This is a genomic window from Arthrobacter sp. SLBN-122, assembly GCF_006715165.1.
In the GTDB taxonomy this organism is placed as follows: domain Bacteria; phylum Actinomycetota; class Actinomycetes; order Actinomycetales; family Micrococcaceae; genus Arthrobacter.
In genome coordinates this window covers 1,930,740-1,946,792 of sequence record NZ_VFMS01000001.1, presented here as the reverse complement: position 1 = coordinate 1,946,792, position 16,053 = coordinate 1,930,740, and the positions used below count along the sequence as shown (strand labels likewise).

Sequence of the window (16,053 nt, the reverse complement as noted above, 5' to 3'; positions counted from 1 at the left end):
CTTTTTCACGCTTTAGTTTAGACCGTGACTTATATCACCGGGTCGAAATATTTCGATCGAACGTCGAAGATGACGCCCGGGATCCGACTGCAAAATCACTATGGAGAAGCAATGAAGCAACCCCAGACCTCCCGGCGCTCTTTCCTCGCCCTCGCTGCCCTTACTCCCTTTGCCGTTGCCGCAACCAGTGCCTGCGGGACGTCCGGCCCGGGCGCCTCCAGCGGCGGCGGGGGCGCCAGCATGTGGTACCTGACCGGCGAGCCAAACCAGACCACCATGCAGAAAGCCGTGGATGCCTTCAATTCGGCAAACTCCGCCGACAAGATCACGGTCACCTATTTCCAGAACGACGCATACAAGACCAAGATCAAGACCGCGATCGGTGCCAACCAGGCACCCACCATCATCTACGGGTGGGGTGGCGGTGGCCTGAAGACCTACGCCGAGGCCAACCAGGTGGAGGACCTGACCAGCTGGTTTGACCAGAACCCGGACCTGAAGAAGAAGTTCTTCCCGTCCGTGTTTGGCGCAGCTACCGTCAACGGCAAGATCTATGCCCTGCCCAACCAGTACGTCGCACCGATCGTACTGTTCTACAACAAGGAACTCTTCCAGAAGGCAGGCGTCCAGCCACCCAAGACCTGGGACGACATCATGTCGCTGGTGAAGACCTTCAATGGCATGGGTGTTGCACCGTTCTCCCTGGGCGGCCAGTCACGCTGGACCTCCATGATGTGGCTTGAATACCTGCTGGACCGCATCGGCGGCCCCGAGGTATTCAAGGCGATCTTTGAGGGCAAGCCCAATGCCTGGATGGACCCCGCCGTGATCGAGACCGGCACCAAGATCCAGGAGCTGGTCTCCGCGGACGGCTTCATCAAGGGCTTCTCCTCCATCACCGCGGACTCCCAGGCAGACCAGGCCCTGCTGTTCTCCGGCAAGGCGGCCATGATGCTGCACGGCTCCTGGACCTACGGCGCCATGAAGAAGGCGGGCCAGAACTTCGTCCAGGACGGAAAGCTCGGCTTTGTCCCGTTCCCCGCCGTTGCCGGCGGCAAGGGTGATCCGAAGAACGGCGTCGGCAACCCGGCCCAGTACATGTCCATTTCCTCCAAGGCCAGCGACAAGGAAAAGGAGTCCGCCAAGAAGTTCTTCAAGGACGGGATCCTGACCGACACCGTCATTGACGCCTACATCAATTCCGGCTCGGTGCCCATTGTCAACGGCATTGAGGACAAGCTGAACACGTCCCCTGACAAGGAGTTCCTCAACTACGTCTACGACGTGGCCAAGAACGCGCCGAGCTTCCAGCAGTCCTGGGACCAGGCGCTGAGCCCCACCGCCGCGGAGGCCCTGCTGAACAACATCGACCAGTTGTTCCTGAAGTCGATCACGCCGCAGCAGTTCGCCGAGAACATGAACGCCACTCTGGGCAAATGAGTAACGCTATCTCCACCGCCCGAGGGCCCGCCGTCGGCATCAAGGATTCCAGGCAAACCGAAAAGCGCAAGGCCGCCCTGGCGTGGCTGACACTGCCGGCACTTTTCTTCTTCGTGGTGTTCGCCATCATCCCGCTGGCCGGTGTGCTCATCCTGAGCTTCGCCAAATGGGACGGGATTGGTGCCATCGGGGCGGCGGGCATGGACAACTGGTTCTCCGTGCTGGCGGACCCGGAACTGTACAACGCCCTGGGCCTGACCTTCCTGATCATGATCGTCTCGTGGCTGGTCCAGACCCCCATCAGCCTCCTGCTGGGAGTCTTCACGGCGGGAAGCCAGCGGTACCGTGCCGCATTGGCCGTGCTGTACTTCCTGCCCCTGCTCCTGTCCTCCGCCGCCGTCGCCATTGCCTTCAAGGCCCTGCTGGATCCCAACTTCGGCCTGGCAACCGGCCTGGGGCTGCCATTCCTGGCGCAGGACTGGCTGGGTGTCCCGCAACTGGCCCTCGGCCTGGTGATCTTCGTCATCGCCTGGCAGTTCGTGCCGTTCCACACCCTTATCTACCAGGGCGGGGTGCGGCAGATCCCGAAGTCCCTGTATGAGGCAGCCCAGATCGATGGGGCCGGGACCATCAAGCAGTTCTTCCACATCACCCTGCCCCAGTTGAAGTACACCATCATCACCTCGTCCACCCTCATGGTCGTGGGTTCGCTGACCTACTTCGACCTGATCTTCGTCCTCACCGGCGGCGGCCCCGGAAACTCCACCCGCATCCTGGCGCTGGACATGTACCTGCGGGGCTTCCGGGCCAACCTCATGGGCCCGGCAAGCGTCGTCGCCGTCATTCTCGTCATCATCGGCCTCGGTCTTGCCTTGTTCCTCCAGCGTCTTGGCGGCAAGGACAAGCAGGGCAGCCAATTGGAAGGTTTGTAGGGTGAGTACCGTCCTGAAAAGCAATACGCAGGAGGCCCGGACCGGAAGCTTGGGCGGCCCCGCGGCCCCCAAGCGGGGGCTCGGCACAAGACTGCGGCGGTTGAACATCCCCGGCGGCCTCGGCGGGTGGATCTGGCTGGCCATCATCATCCTGCCGGTCTACTACGTGGTAATCACCAGCCTTAAGACGCAGGCGGGGTACTTCGGCCAGAATCCCCTGGCCCTCCCCGCCTCTCCTACGCTGGAGAATTACCAGCTGGTCCTTGAGGCGGACTTCGCCACGTACTTCATGAACAGCGCCATCGTCACGCTCGGTTCGGTGATTCCCACCGTGCTGGTTTCCTTCATGGCCTCATTCGCGATCGTCCGCGGCAGCGGGCGGTTCCTGAAACTGGTCAACGGCATGTTCCTCATGGGTCTTGCCATCCCGCTGCAGGCCACGATCATTCCGGTTTACCTGATGATCATCCGGCTCAACCTGTACGACAGCCTGCTGGCATTGATGCTGCCGTCCATCGCCTTTGCCATCCCGCTGACGGTGCTGATCCTGTCCAACTTCATCCGCGACGTCCCGAACGAGCTGTTCGAGTCCATGCGGCTGGACGGCTGCAGCGAATGGCAGACCATGTGGCGGCTCGCCCTGCCCCTCACCCGCCCTGCCATCGTGACCGTTGCCATCTACAACGGCCTGCATGTCTGGAACGGGTTCCTGCTTCCGCTGATCCTCACCCAGAGCCCGGGCCTGAGGGTCCTGCCCCTGGGCCTGTGGACTTTCCAGGGTGAGTTCAGCGTCAATATCCCGGCCGTGCTCGCATCGGTGGTGCTCAGCACGCTGCCCATCCTGGTGCTTTACGTCATCGGCCGCCGCCAGCTGCTGGCAGGCCTGACCGCCGGCTTCAGCAAGTAGAAAGGATCTCTCCATGACCACCGCAAAGCCCCTGCGGGTCGGCATGGTGGGCTACGCCTTCATGGGTGCCGCCCACTCCCACGCCTGGCGTACCGCACCGCGGTTCTTCGACCTGCCGCTTCAGCCGCAGCTCACCGCGGTCGCCGGCAGGAATGCCGACGGCGTCCGCGCGGCGGCAGACAAGCTCGGCTGGGACTCGGTTGAGACCGACTGGCGGCGCCTGATCGAGCGCGACGACATCGACCTCATCGACATCTGCACCCCCGGCAACACCCATGCGGAAATTGCCATCGCAGCCTTGGAAGCCGGCAAGCATGTGCTGTGCGAAAAGCCGCTGGCCAACTCCGTGGAGGAGGCCGAACGGATGACGCTCGCGGCGGAGACAGCCGCGAAGCACGGTGTCTTCTCCATGTGCGGCTTCAGCTACCGCCGCACCCCGGCCCTGGCCCTGGCCAAGCGGTTCGTGGAACAGGGCAGGCTCGGCGAGATCCGGCATGTCCGGGCCCAGTACCTGCAGGATTGGCTCTCGGACCCAACCGCCCCCATGACCTGGCGGCTGGACAAGAGCAAGTCCGGCTCCGGCTCCCTGGGCGACATCGGCGCCCACAGCATCGACGCCGCGCAATGGGTCACGGGCCAGAACATCAGCGGGGTGTCCGCGATGCTGGAAACCTTCGTCCGGGAGCGTCCGCTGGCCGGTGACCTGGTGGGCCTTGGCGGCCACGGCGACCTCAGCAGCGACGCCCCACGTGGGACGGTCACCGTTGATGACGCGGCCATCTTCAGCGCAAAGTTCGACGGCGGCGCCTCCGCGGGTGCCATCGGCGTCTTTGAGGCCACGCGGTACGCCCTGGGCAGGAAAAACGCCATGCGGCTGGAGGTCAACGGCACCAAAGGTTCCCTCGCCTTTGACTTCGAAGAGATGAACGTCCTGTCCTTCTATGACGCGGCAGAGTCGCCGGACGCAGGATTCCGACGGATCTTCGTCACCGAGCCCGGGCACCCATACGTCGGGAACTGGTGGCCCACGGGCCACGGGCTGGGGTATGAGCATGGCTTCACGCACCAGGTGGTGGACCTCGTCACCGCCATCGGCGAGGGCCGCCAGCCGGAACCGTCCTTCGCCGACGCCCTGCAGGTGCAGCGGGTCCTCGCCGCAGTGGAGTCCAGCGCCGGAAATTCCAGCCAGTGGCAAAAAGTCTGAGCGACACCGAGCTCCGAGGAACCAAGGAACACACATGACACGACCAATCACGCTGTTCACCGGCCAGTGGGCCGACCTGCCCTTTGAGGAAGTGGCGCGGCTTGCCGGCGAGTGGGGCTTTGACGGGCTGGAGATCGCCTGCTGGGGCGACCACCTGGACCCCCGCCGCGCTGCCGAGGACGACAACTACCTCCAGGGCCGGCTGGACATCCTTGAGAAGAACAACCTCAAAGTCTTCGCTATCGCCAACCACCTGACCGGCCAGGCTGTCTGCGATGACCCCATCGATGAACGCCACCAGGGCATCCTGTCCGCGGAAGTCTGGGGCAACGGCGAACCTGAAGGCGTACGCCGCAGGGCGGCGGAAGCCATGAAGGATACCGCCCGGGCAGCCGCCCGGCTTGGCGTCAAGACCGTGACGGGGTTCACCGGTTCCTCCATCTGGAAAGCCGTCGCCATGTTCCCGCCGGCTTCCCAGGCAATGATCGACGCCGGCTACCAGGACTTCGCGGACCGGTGGAACCCCATCCTGGACGTCTTCGACGAGGAGGGTGTCCGGTTCGCACTGGAGGTCCACCCATCCGAAATCGCCTACGACTACTGGACGGCGAAACGGACCCTTGAGGCGATTGGCCATAGGGAGAATTTCGGCCTGAACTTCGATCCCTCGCACTTCATCTGGCAGGACCTGGATCCGGTGATGTTCCTGCAGGACTTCGCGGACAGGATCTTCCACGTGCATGTGAAGGAATCCGTCCGCCAGCTCGACGGCCGCAATGGCCGCCTCGGCTCGCATCTGGCCTGGGCGGACCCGCGGCGCGGCTGGGATTTCGTCACTGCCGGACATGGCGATGTCCAGTGGAACAGGATCTTCCGGACCCTGAACGCCATCGGCTACGAGGGCCCCACGAGCATCGAGTGGGAGGACGCCGGGATGGACCGCCTCATCGGCGCCCCACAGGCGCTGGCCATGGTCCAGGACCTGGCCCGGATCGCCCCGCCGGCAGCTGCCTTCGACGCCGCTTTTTCCAGCCGCTGAAACCAACGCCAACTTTCCACATATTAAGGAACCACTTCATGACCGAGAATAAGACAACCCTTGTGGTCCGGGGCGGCTGGGACGGACACCAGCCCTACGAGGCCACCGAGCTCTTCATCCCCTTCCTCAAGGACAATGGCTACGACGTCCGCGTGGAGGAATCCCCCAAGGTCTACGCGGACGCCGAATACATGGCGGGCGTGGACCTGATCATGCAGTGCATGACCATGACCACCATCGAAAAGGACGAGTTCGCGGGGCTGCGTGCCGCCGTCGAAAACGGCACCGGCCTGGCCGGCTGGCACGGCGGAATCGCCGACTCCTACCGGAACAACTCCGACTACCTCCACCTGATCGGCGGCCAGTTCGCCTGCCACCCCGGCAAGCACCCGGGCGAGCGCATCGGCGAGCAGTCGGACAACTACGTCCCCTACACCGTGAACATGCTTCCTGCAGCCGCGGAACACCCCATCACCAAAGGCCTCAAGGACTTCGACCTGGTCACCGAGCAGTACTGGGTGCTCTCGGACGACTACATCGACGTCCTTGCCACCACCACCCAAAAAGTCCGTGAGTGGGACCCCTGGCACCGGGAAGTAACATCCCCCGCCATCTGGACCCGCCAATGGGGCAAGGGCCGCATCTTCGTGGCTACCCCAGGCCACCGCGTGGAAATCCTCCAGGACCCGAACGTACGCACCATCATTGAAAGGGGCCTGTTGTGGGCAAGCCGTTGAGAGTCGGAATCATTGGCTGCGGAGCCATCATCGCGCAGTACCTCACCAATTTCCGTCGGCTGGACCAGGTCCAGCTGGTAGCCGTGGCGGACCTCGATCCGGCCCGCGCCCAGGCAGTGGCGGACGATTACGACGGCGTCCGCGCCCTGTCTGTGGAGGAACTGCTCGCCGCAGATGACGTGGACCTGGTCCTGAATCTGACCATCCCGGCAGCGCATGCGGACGTGGCGCTGAAGGCGATCGCCGCCGGAAAGAGCGTCTATGGTGAGAAGCCCCTGGCCGCCACAACTGCGGAGGCACGCCAGGTGCTGGACGCGGCACGCCAGGCAGGCGTCGTCGTCGGCTGTGCTCCGGACACTGTACTGGGCACCGGCATCCAGACCGCCCGCAAAGCCATCGATGATGGCCTGATCGGCGCCCCCATCTCGGCGTCGGCCACCATGGTGACCCCCGGCCACGAGCGCTGGCACCCAAACCCGGACTTTTACTACCAGCCGGGCGGCGGTCCCCTTTTGGACATGGGCCCCTACTACGTCACGGCCCTGGTGACGCTGCTGGGTCCCGTTGTGTCGGTGCTGGGCGCGGCCAGCCACACCCGCAATGAGCGGACCATCGGATCCGGTCCAAGACAAGGTGAGAAGGTGCCCGTCACCATCGACTCCCACGTCACGGGCATCCTGGTCCACGCCTCCGGCGCTCTCTCCACCCTTTTCATGAGCTTCGACGCCGTGAAGTCCAAGTCTCCCAACATCGAGATCCACGGCGAGCGCGGATCCCTGGTGGTGCCGGACCCCAACCACTTTGACGGCGACGTCCAGCTGTTCTCCCTGGGCGCCGAGGATTGGGAAACCCTTCCCGTTTCGGCAGGGTACGTCGATTCCGGACGCGGGTTCGGCATCGCGGACCTGGCCGCCACCCCTGAGGGCAAGGAGCCCAGGGCGGGCGGGACACTTGCCTACCATGTCCTGGAGGTCATGGAATCTGTCCTGAAGGCCGCGCACAGCGGCATGACGGTGAGCATTCAGAGCACTGTTGAGCGGCCGGAAAGCGTGGCGCTGACCGTCCTGGCCGAGCAGGCGGACGCCCTTCAGGCCAAGTAGCCATCGGGAACCGCGCCGCCCGTCGCAGTGGAGCTAGTGCACTCCATCGCTATGGGCGGCGCGGTTCCGGCCCAGGGATTTGGCCCGGTACAGGGCGGCATCCGCTGATGCGATGAGCTCATCAACATCCGAGGTCCGGCCGTCATAGGTGGAAATGCCGTAACTCGCGGTGGGCATGTCCATTCCCTCCGGCGCAACCGCCCCGGCCATGCGCCTGCTGATTTCCCCGGCAATCGTCTCGGCCCGTTCTGCACTTGCCCCCGGCACCAGGATGACGAACTCCTCCCCGCCATACCTCCCGGTCAGGTCAGTGGAGCGCACGGTGGCAGCGCAGGCGTCAGCGAACGCCTGCAATGCGAGGTCTCCGGCGGCATGGCCGTAGGTGTCGTTGACGGTCTTGAAGTGGTCAAGGTCGGCCAGGATCAGGGCTCCTGATCCGCCGGTAATGGAACGGTCCGCCAGTTGCTCCCCGGCCAGGTCCAGGAAGGCCTTGCGGTTCAGGAGCCCCGTGAGGTCGTCCCGGCTGGCCACCACGCGCAGGGCGCGCGTCTGTTGTTCAGTGCTCAGCGCCGCCATGCTGAAGGAGACCACCACCAGCAGCACCATGGTTACCAGGGTGGTGACGGCGGATCCAAACACGGCGTCGAAGAGTGGCGCATTGGGGCCCACCACCAGGAATGCCAGCCAGCGTAAGAAATAGAAAACGCTGAGCCCTCCGGCAGCAACGGCCATGGGAATCCGGACCCGTGAATAACCGGGCTCAAGGCGCCAGAGCTCACGTGACGCCAGGCCGATGGTCAGGCTCATGGCGGCGAGGAACACGGGGCCGCCGGACCAGGTGTTGGTGGCCGGATGATCCAGCAGGGAGGCCACCAGGGTAACCAGCGGAATGCCGGTGAAGGCCCACTTGGGCGGCCGCACGGTCCGCAGGGAGCGCGCCCCGGCCCACACGGCAACACCACCATGTACCAGCAGGGTGTTCCCCACCGGGTTGGCCCACACCTGGTGGGGTGTGCCGTCCAGGAGGAAGCAGCCTGACCCGGACAGGAAGAACAGCAGGGCTCCACACCACCAGGCGCTGTAGGGCGAGCGCGTCAACCGGTAGGCGGAAAAGTAGAAGAGGACCACCAGGACAAGGGCCATGAGGCCAAAAGCGATGCGCAGGGTCGCCGTATCCAGAACCATCTGCCAGTAGCCCCCCCAAAGCCCCGATGTTGCTCACGCAAGTATTGCATCCACCAACACGGTGCAGAAGACCTCGTACCCCCGCCGGCACTCCTCAAACCCACCTAAGCTGGCAGTTAACCACGGGCACCACGAAAGGCATGCCATGCTCCTTCTCTTCGGTTTCAAGACCGTCCACAAGGCACTCCCCGGGAGGGCGGCAACCTGCAGTAACTGCGGGGCCTTCGTCCACCATCTCCTGGAGGAGCAGGCCACCAGGTTCACGCTGTTCTTCATTCCAGTGCTCACGGTGTCGCGGAAATTCCGGATTACCTGCAGTAACTGCGGCTATGTCTCGTCCATCACCGCCCGGCAGAAGCGGGCGCTGGAGCTTCGGCGGTAGAAGTTGGTGGGCAAGGTAGGGTGGAACTGAACGTTTGGAAGTGGGCGTCTTCACACGCAACCTGGAAGTTGCTGAAGAACCGCCTAAGGACGTGCCGTGGACGCTTTCTCCATCCCCCTGGAATTGCAGGACAGCGTCGCCTCGCGGCTGCAGGATATGGTGCTGGAAACCTCTGATGCCGAAGAGTTCTTCCAGGAGTTGGCAATCTTTTCCGCTTCCCTCCTGTCCCCCAGGGGCGCCGAAATCTTCTGCAACCTCAGCGTGGTCCGCCACAAGAAACCTGTCACAGTGGCCTGCAGCACGGCCAGGGCCCGGACGATGGACGAACTGCAGTACGCCTTCGGCGACGGTCCGGGCCTGTCGGCAATGCGGACCGGGACCAGCGTCCACGTCCCGGATGTGTCCCGTGAACATCGCTGGCCCCAGTACATCCGCGCTGTAGCCGACCATGCCGTGGGTTCAATCCTCGCTGTGCCTTTGCAGCTTGAGGGCGCTTCCACCGCGGCGCTGAACATTTACGCCTCGCGGATCCATGGTTTTGCGGGCAGTGATATCGCCAGGGCTGAACTGTTCGCGGAGCAGTCGTCCAAGACCCTCCGGCTGGGGCTGCGGCTGGCCCGGCTGCAGGAGGCGCGGGACAACCTGGAAGCAGCAATGAAGGGCCGCACGGCAATCGATGTAGCCGTCGGCGTCATCATGGCACAGAACCGGTGCAGCCAGGAGGCTGCCCTGGCCGTGCTGAGGAAAGCCTCAAGCTCACGCAATGCCAAGCTCCGGGACGTTGCGGCCGGAGTGGTGGAGTCCGTGTCACCCAACGCATCGTTGCTCACGCATTTCGACGAATAGGCGGACCTGCCCCCGCCGGCGTTGCCGCGCGAACCGCCGCCCGGTGATAACGGAAAACTTCCACCTCTAGCCCGCGGCGCCGGCGGCCACTAGAGTGGGACGCGGTCCCGCCTTGCCGCTTACCGGCAGGATGACGGGAAGCCGCACGAGGGAATGGGGGTGGTTTTGATGACTGCTGTTGCCGCGCGCCCTGAGCGCCCCGCATCCACCACATCAACCATCCATCCCGGCTGCACTCGCGTTTCCTGACGCTGCGCGTCCACCTGCCAGTGCACCGGGGATATCCAAGGAAACCACAGTGCATACTTCTTCAGGCAACCCCCCTGACGCCACCAACAACCCAGACGTAAACGCAGTCAGCACCGCAAACAGCGCTTCCATGCAAGGCGGAGGCCTGTCCGCTTACGGCTACACGCCCGCCGTCGCACACTATTTCCATCAGCACCCCTGCCCGGGGGCAACTGCACCCGGACGGGTGGTGCGCGTGGATCGCAACCTGCTGCTCGTTGCCGTCGACGACGGGCTCCTGCACCTGCCGTACCCCCTGTCCGGCGGGCAGGCCGTCACCGGCGACTGGGTCTGGATCGGCCCCAACCGGGCGGGCGACCGGCAAATCCTGGCCGTCCTCCCGCGCCGCTCGGAACTTAGCCGCAAACGGGCCTTCGAGGACTCCTCCGCCGCCCAGGTCCTGGCCGCCAACATGGACACGGTGGGCGTGGTGGTGCCCGTGGACCGGCCCCTCACGCACAACCGGCTGGAACGGACCCTCGTGGCCGCATGGGATTCCGGCGCCACTCCCCTGGTGATCATCACCAAGGCAGACCTGGCGGAGGTGGCGGACGACGTCGTCGGGAAAGTCATTCTGCAGGCGGCAGGTGTGGAGGTGGTCACCACGTCGGCCGAAAGCGGGGACGGGATCGACGAACTGATGGGGCAGATTCCGCCCGGCGGGACCATAGTGCTCCTGGGGCCTTCCGGCGCCGGCAAATCCACGTTGATCAATGCGTTGGCGGGGCGCCAGGTCCAGGAAACCGGGGAGGTGCGGTCCGGAGATTTCAAGGGCAAGCACACCACCACTGCCAGGGAGCTGGTGCCGCTGTCCAACGGGACGGTGCTGATGGACACGCCCGGCGTGCGCGGGTTTGGGCTGTTCGACGCCGGCGAAGGGTTGGACGGGATGTTCGGCGACGTCGAGGAACTGGCCGCCGGTTGCCGGTTCGCTGACTGCGCGCACGGTAATGAGCCCGGCTGCGCGGTCCGCGAAGCGATCGACAGCGGCGCCTTGGCCGAACGCCGCTGGAACTCCTATCTGAAGATGCAGCGGGAACTTGCGGCACTGGCACGCCGATCCGACGTCGCCGCCCAGCGCGCCTACCACCGGGAATGGCAGCAGAAAGTGGTTGCGGCGGGCAAATCACAACGCTGGGCAGAGCGCGAGGCCTCCGAACACGGCAGCCGGACGGGAGCGAAGGACCGGAAGCGGAAGCGATAGGACAAGACGCTTCCGTGTCGGGGGCGGGGAGTAGGGTTCGGTCATGGACATCATCCTGGTACCCGGTTTCTGGTTGGACGCCTCATCGTGGGATGAGGTGACACCTGCCCTGGAAGCAGCCGGGCACCGCCCCCGCCCCCTTACCCTTCCCGGCAAGGAATCGGCGGAGGCCAGTCGCGTGGGTATCAGCCTGCAGGACCATGTCGACGCCGTGGTGCGGGTCCTGGATGGCTTGCCGGCCAAGGCCGTCCTGGTGGGCCACTCCGGCGGCGGTGCCATCATTCACGGGGTGGTGGATGCGCGGCCGGGCAAGGTGGAACGAGCCATCTACGTGGACAGCGGACCGCTGGGGGAAGGCGGCGTCATCAACGATGAGCTGCCGGCGGAGGGGGACGATGTGCCGCTGCCTCCTTGGGAGAGTTTTGACGACGCCGACCTGGTGGATCTCAGCGACGGGCTGCGGCAGGACTTCCGGGCCCGGGCCGTTCCTGAGCCCCGGGGCGTGGCGTACGGCATTCAGCACCTGCATGACGAGCGGCGCTACAACGTGCCCGCCACCGTGATCGCCTGCGAATTCCCGTCCGCCATGCTCCGGGAGTGGATCGCGGCCGGCCATCCGTTCGTGGCGGAACTGGCAAAGGTGCGGGAGGTGGAATTCGTCGACCTGCCAACAGGGCACTGGCCGCAGTTCACCAAACCGGACCAACTGGCGCATGCCATCCTGGCGGCGGTGGACCGGACGGGCACGCGCTGAACGAAATACTCTTGCACCGTGCCAGCCCCGAACCCATAATAAATGAATGGTATTCATTTCTTCCACCGTCGGGGACAACGCCGCCCTTGACCACGTTTCCACCGGCACCGCTGCCCACATGCCCGCAGAGTGGGAGGCCCACCAGTGCACATGGATGGCGTTCCCCCCACCAAATGACACCTTCGGCCCCGTAGGCAGCCCCACCCTTGACCGCGCACGTGCAGCCTGGACACGGGTGGCCCAGACCATCGCCCGGTACGAGCCCGTTACGGTGGTGGCTGACCCAAGGGACGCCACAGCTGCAAGGGAATGGCTGGGCGGCGGCATCGACGTCATGGCCGTTCCGCTCGATGACGCCTGGCTGAGGGACAGCGGCCCCACGTTCGTGCATCAGCCGGACGGTTCACTGGCTGCCGTTGACTGGATCTTTAATGGCTGGGGCGGGCAGGAGTGGGCGGCCTGGACCCAGGACCAGGCTGTGGCCCGGACAGTGGCGGCGGGCGCCGGAGTCCCCGTCCGGCCAAGCGCCCTGGTTAACGAAGGCGGCGGCTTCCATGTGGACGGTGAAGGCACCGTCCTGTTGACTGAGACAGTCCAGCTGGATCCGGGCCGCAATCCGGGCGCTACCAAAGATTCAGTGGAAGCAGAAGTGCACGCCGCCCTGGGCACCACCAAAGCCATCTGGCTTCCCCGCGGATTGACCCGGGACTACGACGAGTTCGGCACCCGGGGCCACGTGGACATCGTGGCAGCCTTCGCCGGCCCAGGCACCATCCTGCTGCACCGCCAGGACGATCCCGCCCACCCCGACCACGCCGTGTACCTGCAGCTGAAAACCGTCCTCGCCGGCCAACTGGACGCACAGGGCCGCCCGCTGCGCATCATTGACGTTCCGGCACCCACAGTCCTTCGCGACGAGGAAGGCTGGGTGGACTGGTCCTACATCAACCACTACGTGGCCAACGACGTGGTGGTGCTCTGCAGCTTCGGCGATCCCAACGATGCCATTGCGGCCGGGATCCTGGAACGCGCCTATGCCGGCAGGACCGTGGAGCTGGTGGATGCCAGGGACATCTTCGCCTTCGGCGGCGGCATCCACTGCATTACCCAGCAGCAGCCGGCCGCCATGGACGGGGGCTCACTGTGAAGCTGACCGAAAAGCAGGCTCCGCTGCCATGCAGGCAAACATTCGAGGTTGTGGAGGCCGGCATTGCGCAGTTGCGTGCCGCCCTTGACTCCGGCCAGGTGACCAGCGAAGAACTGGCCCGGCTATACCTTGCGCGCATCGAGAAGTATGACTCTTCGGGCATACGCCTGAACGCGCTGGTGGTGATGAACCCGGAAGTCATCGCCGAGGCACAGGCGTCAGACCGGCGCCGCGCTGCCGGCTTCACGCTCAGCCCCCTCGACGGCATCCCCTACACCGCGAAAGACAGCTACCAGGTGCAGGGTCTCACCGTCGCCGCCGGCTCACCGGCCTTCAAGGACCTGGTGGCCCAACAGGACGCCTTCACCATCGAACGGCTGCGGGCCGGCGGGGCGGTCCTGATCGGACTCACCAACATGCCGCCCATGGCCAACGGAGGTATGCAGCGTGGAGTATATGGGCGGGCGGAAAGCCCCTACAACGAGGATTACCTAACTGCGGCCTTCGCCTCCGGGTCATCCAATGGCTCCGGTACCGCCACGGCCGCCAGTTTCGCCGCTTTCGGACTCGCAGAGGAAACCTGGTCCTCAGGGCGGGCGCCGGCGTCGAACAATGCGCTCTGCGCGTACACCCCATCACGCGGCGTCATTTCCGTCCGCGGCAACTGGCCCCTTGTCCCCACCATGGACGTGGTGGTTCCGCACACGCGCACCATGGCGGACCTGTTGGAAGTCCTGGACGTGGTGGTGGCGGACGATGCCGAGACCCGTGGGGATTTCTGGCGCGTCCAGCCCTGGATTCCCGTACCCAAGGCATCAGCTGTCCGCCCGTCGTCGTACCTTGACCTCGCGGTGCGGGACGCTTCCGAGGCCGTGGGCGTGCTGGCAGGTAAATGCTTCGGTATCCCCCGCATGTACATCAACGCGGATCCGGAGGCCGGGACGTCGGAGGCGCCCGGCATCGGCGGCCCCACAGGCCAGCGGATCGAAACACGCCCGTCCATCCTGGAGCTGTGGAAAGCGGCGCGCCTTGACCTGGAAGCCGCAGGCGCGGACGTTGTGGAAGTGGATTTCCCTGTGGTGTCCAACTATGAGGGCGACCGGCCCGGTGCGCCCACCATTGCCACGCGAGGACTGGTGCCACCCGAATACCTGCGGCGGGAGATCGTGGACCTGTCCGCCTGGGCGTGGAATGACTTCCTCGAGGCCAACGGCGACCCGGGCCTGAACCGGCTTGCCGACGTCGACGGTTCCGCCATCTTCCCAACCCCTGAGGGCGCGCTGCCGGACCGGTATGACGGGTTCGACGACGACATCGCGGACTACCCTGCCTGGATCCGAGACAACGGGGTTCCCGTCCTGGCCGATATTCCGCACCTGCCCCAAGGCCTGGTGGGACTCGAGGAGACCCGCAGGGTGGACCTGGAGGAGTGGATGGACCGGCTGGGCCTGGATGCAGTGGTGTTCCCGGCAGCCGCCGACGTGGCGCCAGCGGACGCGGATGTCAATGAAGGCTCTGCAGACATCGCCTGGCGCAACGGCGTTTGGGTTGCCAACGGAAATCTGGTTCCGCGCCACCTCGGCATCCCCACGGTCACGGTTCCCATGGGCATCTCTTCCGACCTCGGGATGCCCGTGGGCCTCACCATTGCCGGCAGGGCCTACAGCGACACCCAACTGCTCCGGTTGGCGGCGGCCTTTGAGGCCACCGGAAGCCGTCGCGTTGCGCCGCCGCGCACCACGCCCGCAGGAGATACCAAAAACGACTGACCGATCGCCGCAGCAGCGGATACTCTGGACGCAGTGATCCTCATTCTTTGCCTTTGATGTCCAGCAGTCCGCAGTTCCCGTCATTCCAAGCAGGAACGGTGATTCCGCGTGTCCCGGAGGGGAACCCAGCAATGGGTTCCCCTCCGTCCCGCACCCCTACCGGAACCACCCTCGGGAGCCATCTTGAAACCCACCACCCCTCCTTCCGTTGCCAACTCCCCCGGCCAGGCCGCCCTTCGGCCTGACTGTTCACAGTGTTTTGCATTGTGCTGCACGGCCTTCGGGTTCACCCGGTCCGCGGACTTCGCCATCGACAAACCGCCGGCCACGCCATGCCCCAACCTGGCAGCGGACTTTTCCTGCACCATCCATGACCGGCTCCGGCCCCGCGGTTTTGTTGGCTGCACGGTCTTTGACTGCTTCGGCGCCGGCCAGGCCGTCAGCCAGCGGCTGTTCGGGGGCACCAGCTGGCGGGAGGACCCCGCATTGGCGCCGGACATGTTCGCGGCCTTCAAAGTCCTGCGCCAGCTGCACGAAATGTGGTGGCTCCTTGGCCAGGCGGAGGCGAAGGCCTACGGCCCGGATACTGCCGGGGATGTGCGCCACCTGCAGGCCATGGTCCGCGAAGTTGCAGAAGGTCCCCTCGATGACGTCCTCGCAGCCGACATCGGATCCCTGCACGTTCAGGTAGGCGACGCACTGCGCGGGGTCAGCGAGGAGGTCCGCGCGGGCTACTTCGACGACGGCCCGCGCCTGGGCTGCCTGCAGCCTGGTGCGGATCTGGCGGGAGCAGACCTGCGCGGCGTGGCGCTCTGCGGCGCCAACCTTCGCGGCGCATGCCTGATCGCCGCGGATTTCCGGGGCGCGGACCTTGCCGGGACGGACCTGCTGGGGGCCGACCTGCGGGATGCGAGGTTCGACGACGCCGACCTCACCGACACGCTCTTCCTCACCCAGGCACAAATTACCGCCGCCCGCGGCAGCGCTTCCACCCGTCTGCCCGCCGGTCTTGAGCGGCCCGGCCACTGGCTGGGTGCGGGCAGTGCATCCCCGCCCGCACCGTGGAAGCTTCTTGACAGCGGAGATTGTTAGCGCTGACAGTTGGAGGAAACCGACCCC

At 65.2% G+C, this 16,053-nt stretch carries 15 protein-coding genes; 14 read left to right on the top strand and 1 reads right to left on the bottom strand.

Going from position 1 to position 16,053, the window contains the following annotated elements; genetic code table 11:
• The first annotated feature begins 111 nt into the window (after positions 1-111).
• From FBY36_RS09125 to FBY36_RS09095, 7 genes are read left to right on the top strand one after another with little or no spacing between them, the layout of a single operon-like run.
• Positions 112-1,440 carry an extracellular solute-binding protein gene (locus tag FBY36_RS09125; protein WP_142118731.1) on the top strand — a complete coding sequence of 443 codons (1,329 nt, stop codon included), beginning with the start codon at positions 112-114 and terminating at the stop codon, positions 1,438-1,440.
• Positions 1,437-2,372, top strand: coding sequence for a carbohydrate ABC transporter permease (locus tag FBY36_RS09120; RefSeq protein WP_142118729.1), 936 nt, complete (start codon positions 1,437-1,439; stop codon positions 2,370-2,372). Before FBY36_RS09125 ends, FBY36_RS09120 begins: the two co-directional genes overlap by 4 nt.
• Position 2,373: 1 nt before the next feature.
• The gene (locus FBY36_RS09115) at positions 2,374-3,279 is read left to right on the top strand and encodes a carbohydrate ABC transporter permease (protein ID WP_142118727.1); all 906 of its coding nucleotides are present in this window, start codon (positions 2,374-2,376) and stop codon (positions 3,277-3,279) included.
• A gap of 13 nt (positions 3,280-3,292) precedes the next feature.
• The gene (locus FBY36_RS09110; RefSeq protein WP_142118725.1) at positions 3,293-4,483 is read left to right on the top strand and encodes a Gfo/Idh/MocA family protein; all 1,191 of its coding nucleotides are present in this window, start codon (positions 3,293-3,295) and stop codon (positions 4,481-4,483) included.
• 34 nt (positions 4,484-4,517) lie between these two features.
• On the top strand, positions 4,518-5,522 hold the full coding sequence (locus FBY36_RS09105) for a sugar phosphate isomerase/epimerase family protein (RefSeq protein WP_142118723.1): 1,005 nt from the start codon (positions 4,518-4,520) through the stop codon (positions 5,520-5,522).
• Positions 5,523-5,560: 38 nt separating this feature from the next.
• Positions 5,561-6,259 (top strand): ThuA domain-containing protein, encoded by a 699-nt coding sequence (locus FBY36_RS09100; RefSeq protein ID WP_142118722.1) that lies wholly within the window; start codon positions 5,561-5,563, stop codon positions 6,257-6,259.
• Positions 6,244-7,359, top strand: a complete 1,116-nt coding sequence (locus FBY36_RS09095; protein ID WP_142118720.1) for a Gfo/Idh/MocA family protein — start codon at positions 6,244-6,246, stop codon at positions 7,357-7,359. Before FBY36_RS09100 ends, FBY36_RS09095 begins: the two co-directional genes overlap by 16 nt.
• Before the next feature lie 33 nt (positions 7,360-7,392).
• Here the strand turns inward: FBY36_RS09095 and FBY36_RS09090 are convergent, their stop codons facing one another.
• A complete protein-coding gene (locus FBY36_RS09090; RefSeq protein WP_142118718.1) occupies positions 7,393-8,544 on the bottom strand; it encodes a GGDEF domain-containing protein in 1,152 nt (383 codons plus the stop codon).
• Between the two features lie 145 nt (positions 8,545-8,689).
• Between FBY36_RS09090 and FBY36_RS09085 the strand changes: the two genes are divergently transcribed.
• The 7 genes from FBY36_RS09085 (at position 8,690) to FBY36_RS09055 (ending at position 16,026) form a co-directional block, all read left to right on the top strand.
• Positions 8,690-8,926 (top strand): zinc-ribbon domain-containing protein, encoded by a 237-nt coding sequence (locus FBY36_RS09085; protein ID WP_142118716.1) that lies wholly within the window; start codon positions 8,690-8,692, stop codon positions 8,924-8,926.
• A gap of 96 nt (positions 8,927-9,022) precedes the next feature.
• Positions 9,023-9,772, top strand: coding sequence for a GAF and ANTAR domain-containing protein (locus FBY36_RS09080; RefSeq protein ID WP_235008769.1), 750 nt, complete (start codon positions 9,023-9,025; stop codon positions 9,770-9,772).
• A gap of 298 nt (positions 9,773-10,070) precedes the next feature.
• Positions 10,071-11,264 (top strand): ribosome small subunit-dependent GTPase A, encoded by a 1,194-nt coding sequence (gene rsgA, locus FBY36_RS09075; protein ID WP_235008768.1) that lies wholly within the window; start codon positions 10,071-10,073, stop codon positions 11,262-11,264.
• 43 nt (positions 11,265-11,307) lie between these two features.
• Positions 11,308-12,018, top strand: coding sequence for an alpha/beta fold hydrolase (locus FBY36_RS09070; protein ID WP_142118714.1), 711 nt, complete (start codon positions 11,308-11,310; stop codon positions 12,016-12,018).
• Between the two features lie 46 nt (positions 12,019-12,064).
• Complete coding sequence (locus FBY36_RS09065) at positions 12,065-13,165, top strand: agmatine deiminase family protein (RefSeq protein ID WP_142118712.1); 1,101 nt, start codon at positions 12,065-12,067, stop codon at positions 13,163-13,165.
• The gene (locus tag FBY36_RS09060; RefSeq protein ID WP_200830470.1) at positions 13,162-14,934 is read left to right on the top strand and encodes an amidase; all 1,773 of its coding nucleotides are present in this window, start codon (positions 13,162-13,164) and stop codon (positions 14,932-14,934) included. The genes FBY36_RS09065 and FBY36_RS09060 overlap by 4 nt, the downstream gene beginning before the upstream one ends.
• 183 nt (positions 14,935-15,117) lie before the next feature.
• A complete protein-coding gene (locus FBY36_RS09055) occupies positions 15,118-16,026 on the top strand; it encodes a pentapeptide repeat-containing protein (RefSeq protein WP_142118711.1) in 909 nt (302 codons plus the stop codon).
• Positions 16,027-16,053: the final 27 nt, after the last annotated feature.